This is a genomic window from Bacillus sp. DU-106, assembly GCF_004799705.1.
Taxonomy (GTDB): domain Bacteria; phylum Bacillota; class Bacilli; order Bacillales; family Bacillaceae_G; genus Bacillus_A; species Bacillus_A cereus.
The window spans coordinates 3,755,869-3,769,498 of sequence record NZ_CP026607.1; the positions used below are offsets into that span (position 1 = coordinate 3,755,869).

Sequence of the window (13,630 nt, forward strand, 5' to 3'; positions counted from 1 at the left end):
AAGGGAGGTAACGGAATGGACCGAAACAATTCATATCATACATATAACGGACCTTCCAAAGCACTGCCTCTCTCCCTATTCGATGTAAAAAATGAATTGAAACAAAAAAGCAAACTTATTCCTTCTGATACCATGTATAAATTAACAAAAGAAGAGCAACTCATCATCAACAAAATAAAAATACAAACAGAACAGCTAAATAAAAATAATGTTACAAGAACACGCGCATACTACCAATTTTACATTCAATATCCAGAAATACATTGGGCACTGCTTGGACATATGGTATCACGTAACGGCGGTTGGAATATGACTGATTTAAAGGGGGATTTATATACGAGAATTTTATCAGAGAAAGATCAATTCATATTTTTTTCTTTTTTAGAAAAAGGGAATTGGCTTATTTTCCAAGATGTATACCCTCAATTTTTACTTTACGAACAAAGTGTAAAGAGATCACAAAAGTTATTTCACCTTCTCCCTCACCTAAATGTTTCTACATTTATGGAAACGATGTGGCACCATTTTTGGAAAACAGGTAACAAAAAAACTTTAGCGATTGCCACTATTATTAATGAACAAAACTACTTAGAAAAAAGAGTGATTCAAAATGTACAATTTAAAAAGACTGTACTAAATAGTATTGGATTTAAACTCTTTGATTTCTTTCAGTTTAATCATATTCTTTTCCCATTCTACGAAAATGATAAGAAACAAAAAGTATTACTATTTGGTGATACAATGAAACATTTCACTTCCTTACATGAACGGATATTAATTGGAAAAAGATTGTACTCATTATTATTTCGAGATACACATGTTTTATCTCAAATAATAAGCTGGGCTCAACACCATCCACATACAGGATCAAGGAAAGATTACTGGCCCCATTTATTTTCAAGTGTAAATGAATCTTTTTCCCGTGAGTTTTATAAGCGCCGAATAAAGAAATGCCAGTTACGAAATGGCGCTTATCGCATATACAGCCCTGCACTCATCTATGCATGGCGAGATATGAAGCATGAAGAAGTTGACAGTGAAGATTGGTTTACCGATTGGCAAGTTGTAAATTACTTAGTTGATAAGGAGGAAAATATAAATGGACAAATTACAGAAGACTACTGCAAAACACTCGAAAAAATTGAACTCGCCATTCTCGCAAAGAAAAATGTCCTCCTCCGAGAAGAAGAATGAGTTTCTAGCATTAGTAGTTACAATCTTTCTCTCTTCTATTATTGGAACTTGCTTAGATGCCTTTTTTGTTCATAAACAAATATATTCCTTTCCGGCTAGGCCCTTCTCATCCACATTTTCGGTTAATATAGCTTTTACATTGTTCGTACTGCCGATTTTAACAGTTATCTTTATACACATTTCCAAAAAATTATCTAACGTTTCTAGAATTTTATTTATTATTTCAATCGGTATTTGTGCTAGCCTTTTTGAACAGATTGCTGAAAGTTTAGGTTTATTTGTACATAACGCGAATTGGAACCATACATATTCTTTATTTGGTTATATGATTTTTCATTCTTTTATTTGGAACGTATATAATTGGATAAAAAAATAAAGAGACCATTATAGGTCCCTTCTTAAGCATACTCTTCCGTTATTGCTAATGGTGCCAATGTTTGAAGGCTTTTAGAGCGTAAACGATAGGCAACGACTTTCTTCTTATATTGCTTAATGACATCAACATGTTCTTCATAGCTATATAGCGAAAATCTAATCTCTTTATTCCCTTTCTTCGTATCAATGACTATGGGTGTCCCTTCTCCGTGCGGCGGGAAATAATGTTTATCTAAAAACAAAGCCTCATTAAATTCATGAATAACTTGTAGTTTCATTTCTCCCTCTATATTTTTTCCATCTATCGATATAGAAGTATTTTCCGCCTCAAGCTTTTGATGCAATTCAAATTTACTAATAATTGATTCCACAACAGAAGTGGGCATGCTAGAAACTAATACTTTAATAGCTCCAAAAACAAATAATGTAACTATAAACCATGTTGTCATTGTTATCATCTCCATTACATTTAAAAAATAAATTTCGTTCCATACGGTATTAGTATACTAATGAGTATTCCAGTTACAATCATCGTTACCGAACCGATTGTCGCCTCTTTCTCGCCTTCCTTCACGAGACGGCTCACACCGATAATATGTGATGCACAGCCCATTCCAACTCCTTTTCCAATCGTACTTGTTATACTGAAAAACTTAAGTACTGTTGGTCCGATAATAGCGCCTGTTATTCCTGCAACAACTACAAAACTAGAAGTCATAGATGGAATACCACCAATTTGATCCGCTAATGATAGGGCAATAGGCATCGTTGCTAACTGTGGTAAAGTAGTTAATATAAGTTCCTTATCTATATTTAAAATTCCGCCAATCACTACATTCATACTCGTTACAGCCACTATACCTATCACTACTCCAATAAGTATCGATAAAAAATTTTTCATAAGTATCTTTCGCTCTTTAAATAGAGGTATGGCTAATGCTACAATTGCAGGGCTCAATAAGCTTGAAAGAATGTCTCCTCCATTTTCCCTATACTCATGATGAGAAATACCAAAAATGAAAAATAAACAAATCATAATTGCCGTAACTGTTAACACCGGTAACGTAAATGCAAACGTAAATTTTTTATATAGCTTTGTCGCCAAGAAATAAATTGCTACAGTAATAATAATTAAGACCATTTGAATCGTGCACCTTGTCGATTTTATTTTTTTGTTGTTATTAATAATTGACTTATATACCCTGAAACAATCAAAGTTACTACAGTACTTGCAACTACTAAAAGGAATATAATACTCTCCTTACTGAAAAGAAAAGACCCGTATTCCATGAGCCCTGTTGTCGAAGGGATTAAAAATAACGGTAAAAATACGATTAACTTTTCCGCACCCAACTCAAACCATTTTAACGGTAAAACGCGAGTGGAAAGGAGCAGGAACAGTATTAACATCCCTATTAAACTTCCTGGCATTGATAGATGGAATACTCCTTGAATCCACGTACCCACTAGGCTAAATACATATAGCACGCCTACTTGAAGTAAAAGCGTCACGTACTTCATTTCTTTCCCTCATTTCACTATCACACATCCATATTATGAAATCTCATTTAGCGTGTCGGCAAACCGTTTAATTCCAAGTTGAATTTGTTCTATATTCGCTCTACCAAACGTAAATCGTATATATTCATTTTTCGAACCTAAAACACTGCCCGGAACAAATGCGACACCATTCTGTATAGATTCACCTAATAAGTGATATTCATCAAACTTTCCTTTCACTTTACACCATACATGTATTCCACCCTCTGGCACGAAACATTCAACTCGGTCTCCCAATGTTCCTTCAAGCTCTGCAATTAATACATCTCTTCTTTGCTTCAATTGTCCACGAAGTATCGTAATATGTTTATGGAAATCCTTTGATTCTAAAAATTGATTTGCTACCCACTGCGTAAATACACTATGGCCAAAATCAACTTGTTGCTTTGCATCTGCTAAACGCTCAATTACACGTGTAGGACCAATTATCCATCCAATACGTAATCCTGATGCAACAATTTTTGATAATGAACTTATATAAAGAACATTTCCATTTTGGTCCATTGATTTTAATGTCGGGTTCACTTCTCCATTAAAAGAGATTAAACTATACGGATCATCTTCTACAATTGGTATACCGAACTCAGAAGACAGTTCTAAAATTTTTTTACGTCTCGCTAATGAAAGCACAGTCCCCGTCGGATTCTGATAATCTGGATTCAAAAACACCATACGAATGCGATGCTTTTTGTGCAAATCGATTAAGTCATCTGGATTCATTCCATGCTCATCAACAGGTAAATGAAATATGTTTAAACCGGCCGATTTAAACATTGGAAGCGAAAAACAATACGAAGGATCTTCAATCGCGATCGCATCACCAGGTTTTAATAAACATTGAACGATAAGATTAAGCGCCTGTTGTGCTCCTGACGTAATAAGAATAGAGCTTGAATCTGCTTCAATTTGTTTATATTGCTGAACATGTGCTGCAATTGTTTTTCTCAACATCTCATTTCCAAGTGGATGATCATAACCGAGGTTTTCCATAAATGTTTTCTCCGACAAAATTGTTCGAAATCTATCACTTGGAATTAATTCTGGTGACAGTTCACCGCTTGCTAAATTAATTAAATCATCTTTTTGTGTTTCCGTTCGAATTTGTTGAACGAGTGGTACGTTAGGTAAGAACGATCCATCCTCCACGTACCTACCCCAGTTCGGTATTCGTTTATGTGAGACACCCCATATGTCTGTATTGACCCGTGTTCCGCTTCCCTTTTGCCGTTCTACTACTCCAAGTGATTTTAATTCTTCATACGCAGCTACTATTGTACTCCGGTTCACCTGTAATTCCTTTGCTAACATACGCTCAGAAGGTAACTTACTATCAGAAGGAAATTCACCTGAAGAAATGCCTCTTTCAATATAATCCGCAATTTGTTTATATACAGGTGTCTTATCTGCACGATTTGGTTTCCATTCCATCTAGTTTCCTCCTTTCAAAACGAACTATCCTCATTTTTTACTAACAGTATTCACCGTAAAAATAGTATTAATTAGTCACATTTTCTTATCCGTAAATGGATATATCCAAAATGGTTCTCTTTCTGATTACTCAATAGCTTCTGAAATTCCAACTTCATACTCTCATTTCAGTTCTTTTACAAACTATTAAATCATTACCGCGTACCATGTTACCCCGGCCAGTAGAACAAAAAGAAGAAGAATATAGATTGCAGATAAGTTTTTCACATTTCTTTTTGTAGACTTACCGTAATTCTCCTCCACGTTTCTTGCAACTAGTACAGTCCCAAATAGCGATACAATTACAATAATAACGACTAGTGAAATTGCAAAACTCATTGTCTTTTCACCTCTCTAAGACCCATCTATTTTAATTAAAGAACTTACATAAAAACCTTCCTCTTTAAAACGTCGATAACATACTACCTTTCTTCTCTTATCATAATAGATGTTTGCAAAAAGCGGACCAACCACTTTCATGTTTTTTTGCTCATCCACTTAAAAAATAAAAAGCAACTGATCACTTAGGACCAGTTGCTTTTTTCACACGATAATTTTTCATTTAAAATTAATTCGATTTAAAAGTTTCGCCTTTTCATAATGAAACATCGACTGAGATAACTCAAAAATTGTTCCATTTACAAGATACACTGTATTTTCAATAAGAAGCGCCGGATCACCTTCATTTAATTCTAAAAGCTGTGCATTTTCTTTATTTACTTTTTCACAACTAATAACTTTATCAGCGAAACCAATATTTAATCGTAAATCTTCAATGAAATAACTGTATACAGAGCTTAATGCTATTTCTTCGTTCAAATATGGAATAATATCCTTTTTGAAATAACTTACTTCAATAGAGAATGGTTTAGCATCTACAATTCTTAAGCGCTTCAAAAAATACAACCTAGTTCTAGCTTCGCATTGCATCCGCTTTGCTATCTCTTCGTCCGCATCTATTACTTCCAGCTCTAACACTTTCGTTTCAATATTTTGTGAAACAAGATTTTTCGTTAATCCACGTAAACTTCCTAAATTAATGTAATCTGTTACAGAAGTTTCGCGTAAAAACATGCCACTACCTTGCACTTGAAAAATATAACCTCTATTCACAAGCTGACTAATTACTTTACGTATCGTATTACGGCTTACTTCAAATCGATTCATCAACGCTTCTTCTGTAGGTAGTTTTTTCGTTTCATTAAAAAGCCCATCTCGAATGTTTTGCTCTAACACATCTGCAATTTGTTTATACTTTGCACTCATACACTTTCTCCTAAAATACGCTTTTATCTGTTATAACTCTTCCCCTCTCGTTTCGATCACACGTTTATACCAATGAAACGAAAGTTTCTTCTTACGTTTTAAGTTATCATTATGATCGACAAAAATAAAGCCATATTGCTTTTTATATCCATTTAACCAACTTAAAAGATCAATCACTGACCATGCATAATAACCTTTTAAGTTAATTCCCTCTTCAATTGCACGCTTCATTACTTTTAAATGCGCTTCAATAAATTTAATTCTCGGAACATCTACAATTTCTCCGTCAATGATTGGATCTTCATCACCAAGTCCATTTTCCGTTACATACATCTTTATGTCACCGTAACGCGCTTTCAACATATGCAATCCCTCTAAGAAACCTTCGGGAGATATTTCCCATCCCCATTTTGTATATGTTTTATCATCCATTTTAACTGTTCGATAAAAACCATCAAAAGAAGGGTTACCTGGAGCAAGCGTTGAGTTTTCTCGAGAATGTTCCTCACTCTTTATATCCATATCGTATCTTTCTACTCGTATTGGTTGATAATAATTCAAGCCAATAAAATCATTTTCTTCTGCATTTTGTTTAATGATTTCTAATTCTTCAACCGTCCAATTAGGAGTCCATCCTTTTTCCTTTAATTGTTGTACAACATAAGACGGATACTCGCCTTTTAAAATTGGATCATAATACCAATACGTTTCATATTCATTCGCATGATTTGCTGCTTGTATATTTTCTTTTTGATCATCCACACTATAAGCTGGTAAGAAAACATGTGTAATCCCAATCTCACCATATTGTTTCAGCTGCTTGTACACCGCAACTGTTTTCGCGTGTGCATAAAATACATAATGAGTCGCTTGAAAATACTTTGGAACATCATTTTGTATTCCTGGTGGATGTGCACCTTTTAAATAACCTAATCCACAAAACATTACGGTCTCATTAAAAGTAATCCAATGCTTAACTCTGTCACCAAATGCCTTAAAACAAGTTTCTGCATATTTTACGAAAGCCTCTGCTGTTCTTTTATTCGTCCATCCACCATCTTTTTCTAACGGTAATGGTAAATCCCAATGATATAAAGTGACAAACGGCACAATCCCGTATTTTAAACATTCATCAATTAAGTTGTTATAAAATTCAATCCCTTTTTCATTTACCTTTCCATCTCCAGTCGGCAATATTCTCGCCCAAGAAATAGAAAAACGATACGATTCTAATCCCATCTCAGCCATTAAGCGAACATCTTCCTTATATCGATGATAATGATCAACAGCTATATCACCATTTGTTCCATTGTATGTTTTGCCAGGAATTTTTGAAAACTCGTCCCAATTCGTAACACCTTTTCCATCTTCATTCCATGCACCTTCTACTTGATAAGAAGCTGAAGCAGCTCCGAATAAAAAATCATGTGGAAACTTCATAGTATATACCTCCATTTCATTACAACAAATCAAATTCAATCATACATATAAAATTTATAGGTACAAATTTTATATGTATGATTATATCTTATGTTTTTATTTTTTTCTATTATAAAAGTACAATTTATATTGTTGGTTATTGGAAAAGAAATAAGAAGCGATATATTTTATCGCTTCTCACTCTCATCATCTTTATTCTTTTATTAATGACTTATTCGCTCTTATAACTTCTTGATACAATAATGGTGACCACTTTTCATTTATGTAGTCTTGAATTACCCAGCCTACTCTCGCAGGATTCTTTTGTTTTATATGGTTTGCAATTTCAGGATTTATATAAGAGGCATAGTAATATGGACTATTCCATGCTGTACCACCAGAAGACAAGCTTGTAAAATTTATATATAGATGATTTAAATCCTCGCTATTGTTCATCGTTTCATTCATTGTATCTTTAATAGATTTTACTTTCTCATCATAACTCACTTTATATTTATCTTGTACTGTTACATTTACATTTTGATTTACAGTTGTGGTAAACGTCTCATTATCTGGCCAATAAAAATTATTATATCCTCCAGATTCATTACTACCACTATATCTTTTTAGTAGTACAATTTTCCCACGAGCATCTCCAAGTTTTATATTTCCTTCTGTTTTTAAAAAGATAGGATCAACAAAATAATTTTTTTCAAACGTACTACTAAATGAATCTTCTGCCCCTTTCATATCCTCATACTCTTTTTTTAAAGACATAATAATCGTTTCACTCGGGTTATCTCTTAAAAATTGTTTCGCTTCGTTTATGAATTCATGCAGTGTTACATAAAGATATAATGGCCCATGATGAAGAACTATCGTATTATCATCTGTTAAACGTCCTCTTATATCAAAAATGCGAGCTCCATGGTCCATTTGATAGCGAAAATCATATTCTTGCGTCATTCCCCATACTTGCTTAATCGGATTTTGCAACTTGAACGTCCCACTATCGTGTGTTCCTGGAATTGAAATTCGTGCTAACGGGATATTATCAGGTATAGGTTGCATCCATTTCGACCAATTTTCAAGCTCATTAACAGAGCTAGCTGCAACTACTCTCTTATCATGTAAAGCAAATACAAATGTGATAAATATTGTACTACATATGAATAATTTCAAAATTAACTTCTTATTGCTCATTATTATCCCTCTCTTTTTCTGTTTTTATATCAAACTTATTGAATATAATATAAGCTAGTTCAGAAAAAATAAATAACATTTCATCAATATGAAATATTGCATAGAAGTAAAGTTAAAAAATCATTCACATATACTAAATTAGAAAAATTTAAAGGAACTTCATCTGAAGTTCCTTTTACTTATTTTATGTTCAATACGTATGAACCATCTTTATTCTCATATTTATAGACGTATAAATAATATTTACCTGGCTTTGCATTATAAGTTCCTTTAACTACATTGCCTTCATTTTCACCATATGCTACATAGTTATTTAAATCTGATTCATGATGAAGTACCCATGTCATTCCGATATTTTGTTCATTTAGTAGAGAAATATTAATATTTTCCGGCGAGTCAATTTGGAAAGTAAATACATCTACTCTATCACTATTATGTAGCGTTCCTTTCACCGGTGTATGAAAGTTAACTTTATTTGCCTGTCTAGGCTCATTATTTGGTTCATTTTCTGTTACTTGTAATTCATTCCCACCGTTTGGTTTTCTTTGTTCATAGCCTAAGTTTACTAGTATAGACTTCAAATCTGGTAAAACACCAATTTTATCTGCATATGGATCTTTAGATTTTGTTCCTGTGCTCTGGTTGCTTAATATTGCTCTTAGTTCACTAGGTCTATATGGTTGTCCTAAATTTTCTTTAGCAATGCTTTGTACTAAAGTCGCTGCCCCAGCAATAATTGGCGAAGCACTAGATGTTCCGCTAAAGCTTGAAGTATAAAGATTTACAGCACTTCTACTTTGTTCAGCTGTAGTTGTATCTACATTTTCTCCCCATCCGTACACATCAATACGGCTTCCATAATTCGAAAACCACATACGTTCATGAGGGAAAGATGAAGAGCCAGCGCCTACCATAATTGCACCCGAATCTTTAAAATCTTTACTATTACGATTTAAGACTTGCTTACCTTTTCTATCTTTGAACTGGTCTAAATCATTCCACCCATTTGCTCCAGCCTCTATAATTACAATCCCTTTATCTGTACCAGCACGAATTGCATCAAAAATATCTGGTTGTACTTCAACAGGTAAATATTTATCACCATATCCATCAAAGGATGCTTGCGCCTCTAATAATAAAACATCCCCAGCTTCTAACTGATTTACAGCGCTTAATATTGCATCAGCCGTATTATACTGTCCGTTATCTCTTATTTGAGAGATAACCTTTGCTTTCGCTTTTGGCGCAATCCCAATATTCCCGACTTCATTGTCCTCAGAGGATACAATTCCTAGTACAGACGTCCCATGACCGACATGCTGATCTATATTTCTTCCAGACATTAATTCAATATTTTGATGTAATAAATCCTCATGATTTAATAGCCATCCGTATTCCATATCAACAAAAGTAATACCATTTCCATTACCGCCTTGAATTCCCCAGGCGAAAGGCGCATTAATACCGTATGGGGCTGCTTCAAGATAACCTTGTTTTTTAAATCTAGGATTGTTATTAGGATTAAGAGCTACACTTGATGATTGCACTTCAGGTGGCACTATTTTCTCTTGTTTCTTCATATACGCATCTTCTATTAAAGAAGATGCCTTTAACTTATCTACTATTTCTTCTTCATACCCACTATTTTGATTTTGAAGAATATAGTAGTTTAATAGACTTGTAGATACATGATTAGGTGCTTTCACTTCAAGGTTTTGTATTTGTTCCGGGCTTACAGATGTGAATAAACGAGTAAATGTTACATCTGGATATTCTGTCAAAAGATCTTTTATTACTTTATCATTCGTTTGAGATTGTATTTGTTTTTCAATACCATCTTCATATGGCAAATCCAAATCCGCTTTAAATTTTACAATGATTTGCTTATCTGTTTCTTGTTCTATCCCTAATTTACTCTGCTGTTCTATAGAATCAGCATATACACTATTGATAGTGCCTCCTGTTCCTAAAAGTGTTGTAATGATTACAGTTGACGCACACATTTTTTGAAATATTTTCATTACATCAATCCTCCTATTAATAATTATTAATCATTATATTAATCTATAATGATTAATTCTATAACGTATTCCCTTTCTACTAAATAGATTATAGTAATCAGAAATATGAACTTCAATGTATTTTCATATGCAATATTTCATATTCTGACTCTACACTAAACGAATATGAAACTTATAGTGATTATTTATTTTATATGTGCTAATATACTTACATTAATATATTACGCATATACACATTTCAAACTACATTACTTAATCGTTTCACCTTAATTTTTTCTTAGGAGGATTTACAATGAAATTACTAAAACTAAAACATATAATTCCTTTATCTGCGGCCGCAATTACATTCGTATGTAGTCAAAGTACAGCTGAAGCTTCTACCATTCATACAGTAAAAAAGAACGATACACTTTGGGGCATTAGTAAACAATACGGAGTTTCAATACAATCCATTAAACAGGCTAATAATAAAGGAAACGATAAAACCTTTATTGGCGAACAGTTACATATTCCAGGGTCCGTGAAATCAAATGAAATCACTGTTCCTCAAAATGCCAAGCCTGCGAACATTTCTGAACAAATTATTTATCAAGTACAACCGGGAGATTCATTAGAAACGATAGCAAAGCGTTACAATGTCACTGTCCAATCTATAAAACAAATGAACAATACAGTCGGAAACAAGCTTTATACAGGACAACATTTAAAAATCAACTCAAGTATTTCACAAAAAGAAAAAGACTTAATGGCACGCTTAGTTACCGCTGAAGCAGGTGGCGAATCCTATAAAGGAAAAGTAGCAGTAGCCAAAGTTATACTAAATCGTGTAAATGCAAAAGGTTTTCCAAATACAATAACAGGCGTTATTTATGAACCTATTAAATACGGATATGCATTTACTCCTGTTACAGATGGAAGAATTAATCAACCTGCAAGTGCAGAAGCAAAAATGGCTGTAGAAGAGGCTATCTCCACAAATGGAGTAGATTCAGACTGGATTTATTTCTACAATCCAAAAACATCAACGGACAAGTGGATTACGACACGTCAAACAGTAGCAGTAATTGGTAATCATGTGTTTGCTAAATAAGATTTAAAATCATTAACAGACCTCTTCACTTAAAAGGTCTGTTTTTTTCTATGTAAGATGTTATTAATCATATGACATAGTTATTTTTTAAACTGTTTCTTCTTTCAAATAAAAATTTTTGTATTTACTCCACCACTCGTAGAAATTAATAAAGCATCAAGTTCAAAAACTCCCACTTTATTAATAAAAGCTATTTCTTAACTTCATAAAATTGTTATACACTAGAAAAATAAAAAACAAACTATTCGTTAGCAGGTGGAAGAATATGTATGATGTTACGATTATCGGCGCTGGAGTAAGTAGCATTTTTATGGCTTATTCACTAGCTAAAAGTAACAAAAAAGTTTTAATTCTTGATAAAGGTAAAGCGCTAGAAGATCGCCATTGTCCTTTAGACGAAGGAAAAGTGTGTAATTGTACTACATGTGATAAATATTTCGGGTTTGGTGGTTTAGGCAAATCTGAAGGGAAATTTAATTATACAAACGGATTTGGCGGAGAACTTGAGAAAAAAGTCGGTAAAGAGGGTTTTATACAACTCATGGCTGAAGTAGATGAAATTCTATGTCAGTTTGGTGGAAGTTCGGTTTCAAAATATTCTACTGAAAATTCAAGTCTCACTAAGAGAGCTGAAGCGTGTGGTTTACAAATGCTAACAACAGAAGTAAGACATCTTGGTACTACACTTTCCAGTAACATTTTTCAGCAGCTCTATGAATTTTTACTGACGAAAATAAAGATCCAATTTCATATAGATGTACAACATATTCTGAAACAGGAAGATCATTTTACAATAGATACAAATCAAGGAACAGTTCAAACTACGCAACTAGTATTTGCAACTGGGCGCTCTGGGGCCGATTGGTTAAAAGAAATGTGCAGTTCCCTAAATATTTCTCAGGAGCAAACACGTGTAGATTTAGGAATTAGAGTAGAAATGAAAGAACATCAATTACGTTCTATATTAAAAGATACTTTTGAAACAAAACTTTCTTATCAAGGTGAGCATTTCACAGCAACTACTTACTGTATGAATCCAAAAGGACGCATCATTCGAAAGTACGAAGAAGGTTTAGTTATGCCTGACGGTCAAAATTTTCGAGAGCAAGGAACTGGCACTTCTAATTTAAATTTCACTTTATTTATTCCTAGCTATTTTCCAACTCTCAAAGAAGCAAATGTATACGCAAGTTCAATTATTAAAGGCATTAACCAAGGACGAGATCGGATTGTTATACAGCGCTTAGAGGACTTACTAAAGAAACAACCTACGGTGGAAAACATCATGGAACATAGCCGTATACAGCCTACACTACAGGGAGATTATGGAGATTTGAATCAAGAAATTCCTCAATTATATATTGAAGGGCTCAAAGAATTTTTATTACGTTTAGAACAATTTATACAAGAACCTATTGATCAACATACTTTACTATATGGAATTGATGGAAAGTTCTATGCTCCTACGATAAAAATTAATAATCATTTTGAAACTAGTATACATGGGCTATTTTTAATTGGAGATTGTTCAGGCGTTACGCATTCATTATCTCAAGCAGCTGCAAGTGGTCTGTATGTTGGAAAGTACTTATCTGACATTTAATTTCTATCATTAAAATGTCAGTCAAATATTTTCAATTTCAAAACACTTTACTTACATATAGTAAAATTATATTAATAAAACCCCTATCCTTCCCTGCTAATAATTAACCGACAAAAAATCGGGATTTTACAAAATACATATGTAATATAACTGTATATTTAAAACGATTGACATTCAATTCTAATAAATTGAATGTCAACAGTTTTAAAAGTCTCTATCCATTTTCACTTTTATTTGTTCGATATTTTGTAACATCATCATAGTGTTTAATATGGTAGGATGTCTATAAGTCAATTTCACTACAACTATGACTTGTTCTGCCCGTTTCTCAAAAAGAGTTATATTTATGCTACTACGCTTTAAAAATCCCCATTGTATATATATGAATACTTCAAATTATTCCCTTTAGAAAACAAAGTCTAAATGGTTCAT

General features: G+C 33.2%; 13 protein-coding genes. 4 read left to right on the plus strand and 9 right to left on the minus strand.

What is annotated here, in order from left to right:
- The first annotated feature begins 15 nt into the window (after window positions 1-15).
- The gene (locus tag C3Y97_RS18960) at window positions 16-1,194 is read left to right on the plus strand and encodes a DUF2515 domain-containing protein (protein ID WP_000375773.1); all 1,179 of its coding nucleotides are present in this window, start codon (window positions 16-18) and stop codon (window positions 1,192-1,194) included.
- On the plus strand, window positions 1,169-1,570 hold the full coding sequence (locus C3Y97_RS18965; protein ID WP_033666325.1) for a CBO0543 family protein: 402 nt from the start codon (window positions 1,169-1,171) through the stop codon (window positions 1,568-1,570). Before C3Y97_RS18960 ends, C3Y97_RS18965 begins: the two co-directional genes overlap by 26 nt.
- Window positions 1,571-1,592: 22 nt before the next feature.
- Here C3Y97_RS18965 and C3Y97_RS18970 read toward each other — a convergent pair whose 3' ends face one another.
- From C3Y97_RS18970 to C3Y97_RS19010, 9 genes are all read right to left on the minus strand, one after another.
- Entirely contained in the window at window positions 1,593-2,018 is a 426-nt protein-coding gene (locus C3Y97_RS18970; protein ID WP_000214634.1) for a YfmQ family protein, read from the minus strand.
- 20 nt (window positions 2,019-2,038) lie between these two features.
- Window positions 2,039-2,710 carry an LrgB family protein gene (locus C3Y97_RS18975; protein WP_000242939.1) on the minus strand — a complete coding sequence of 224 codons (672 nt, stop codon included), beginning with the start codon at window positions 2,708-2,710 and terminating at the stop codon, window positions 2,039-2,041.
- A gap of 23 nt (window positions 2,711-2,733) precedes the next feature.
- A complete protein-coding gene (locus C3Y97_RS18980) occupies window positions 2,734-3,090 on the minus strand; it encodes a CidA/LrgA family holin-like protein (protein WP_000878488.1) in 357 nt (118 codons plus the stop codon).
- 33 nt (window positions 3,091-3,123) lie between these two features.
- The gene (gene pdxR, locus C3Y97_RS18985) at window positions 3,124-4,557 is read right to left on the minus strand and encodes a MocR-like pyridoxine biosynthesis transcription factor PdxR (RefSeq protein ID WP_000454965.1); all 1,434 of its coding nucleotides are present in this window, start codon (window positions 4,555-4,557) and stop codon (window positions 3,124-3,126) included.
- Between the two features lie 186 nt (window positions 4,558-4,743).
- On the minus strand, window positions 4,744-4,935 hold the full coding sequence (locus C3Y97_RS18990; RefSeq protein ID WP_000006458.1) for a hypothetical protein: 192 nt from the start codon (window positions 4,933-4,935) through the stop codon (window positions 4,744-4,746).
- A gap of 219 nt (window positions 4,936-5,154) precedes the next feature.
- Window positions 5,155-5,862, minus strand: a complete 708-nt coding sequence (locus C3Y97_RS18995; RefSeq protein ID WP_136363612.1) for a GntR family transcriptional regulator — start codon at window positions 5,860-5,862, stop codon at window positions 5,155-5,157.
- A gap of 30 nt (window positions 5,863-5,892) precedes the next feature.
- Entirely contained in the window at window positions 5,893-7,302 is a 1,410-nt protein-coding gene (locus tag C3Y97_RS19000; protein WP_000671620.1) for a glycoside hydrolase family 1 protein, read from the minus strand.
- A 192-nt stretch (window positions 7,303-7,494) separates the two neighbouring features.
- Window positions 7,495-8,484 (minus strand): phosphatidylinositol diacylglycerol-lyase, encoded by a 990-nt coding sequence (gene plcA, locus C3Y97_RS19005; RefSeq protein ID WP_000066298.1) that lies wholly within the window; start codon window positions 8,482-8,484, stop codon window positions 7,495-7,497.
- Between the two features lie 179 nt (window positions 8,485-8,663).
- Window positions 8,664-10,505, minus strand: a complete 1,842-nt coding sequence (locus C3Y97_RS19010; protein WP_000689200.1) for a S8 family peptidase — start codon at window positions 10,503-10,505, stop codon at window positions 8,664-8,666.
- 292 nt (window positions 10,506-10,797) lie between these two features.
- Between C3Y97_RS19010 and C3Y97_RS19015 the strand changes: the two genes are divergently transcribed.
- Window positions 10,798-11,595: a cell wall hydrolase gene (locus C3Y97_RS19015; RefSeq protein WP_000771172.1), complete on the plus strand. Its 798-nt coding sequence runs from the start codon at window positions 10,798-10,800 to the stop codon at window positions 11,593-11,595.
- Between the two features lie 265 nt (window positions 11,596-11,860).
- Window positions 11,861-13,198, plus strand: coding sequence for an NAD(P)/FAD-dependent oxidoreductase (locus C3Y97_RS19020; protein ID WP_000272399.1), 1,338 nt, complete (start codon window positions 11,861-11,863; stop codon window positions 13,196-13,198).
- The last annotated feature ends 432 nt before the right edge of the window (window positions 13,199-13,630 follow it).

Coding starts and splice junctions, on each gene's coding strand:
- C3Y97_RS18960 (WP_000375773.1), top strand. CDS start 16: ATGGACCGAAACAATTCATATCATACATATAACGGACCTTCCAAAGCA.
- C3Y97_RS18965 (WP_033666325.1), top strand. CDS start 1,169: ATGTCCTCCTCCGAGAAGAAGAATGAGTTTCTAGCATTAGTAGTTACA.
- C3Y97_RS18970 (WP_000214634.1), bottom strand. CDS start 2,018: ATGACAACATGGTTTATAGTTACATTATTTGTTTTTGGAGCTATTAAA.
- C3Y97_RS18975 (WP_000242939.1), bottom strand. CDS start 2,710: ATGGTCTTAATTATTATTACTGTAGCAATTTATTTCTTGGCGACAAAG.
- C3Y97_RS18980 (WP_000878488.1), bottom strand. CDS start 3,090: ATGAAGTACGTGACGCTTTTACTTCAAGTAGGCGTGCTATATGTATTT.
- pdxR (WP_000454965.1), bottom strand. CDS start 4,557: ATGGAATGGAAACCAAATCGTGCAGATAAGACACCTGTATATAAACAA.
- C3Y97_RS18990 (WP_000006458.1), bottom strand. CDS start 4,935: ATGAGTTTTGCAATTTCACTAGTCGTTATTATTGTAATTGTATCGCTA.
- C3Y97_RS18995 (WP_136363612.1), bottom strand. CDS start 5,862: ATGAGTGCAAAGTATAAACAAATTGCAGATGTGTTAGAGCAAAACATT.
- C3Y97_RS19000 (WP_000671620.1), bottom strand. CDS start 7,302: ATGAAGTTTCCACATGATTTTTTATTCGGAGCTGCTTCAGCTTCTTAT.
- plcA (WP_000066298.1), bottom strand. CDS start 8,484: ATGAGCAATAAGAAGTTAATTTTGAAATTATTCATATGTAGTACAATA.
- C3Y97_RS19010 (WP_000689200.1), bottom strand. CDS start 10,505: ATGAAAATATTTCAAAAAATGTGTGCGTCAACTGTAATCATTACAACA.
- C3Y97_RS19015 (WP_000771172.1), top strand. CDS start 10,798: ATGAAATTACTAAAACTAAAACATATAATTCCTTTATCTGCGGCCGCA.
- C3Y97_RS19020 (WP_000272399.1), top strand. CDS start 11,861: ATGTATGATGTTACGATTATCGGCGCTGGAGTAAGTAGCATTTTTATG.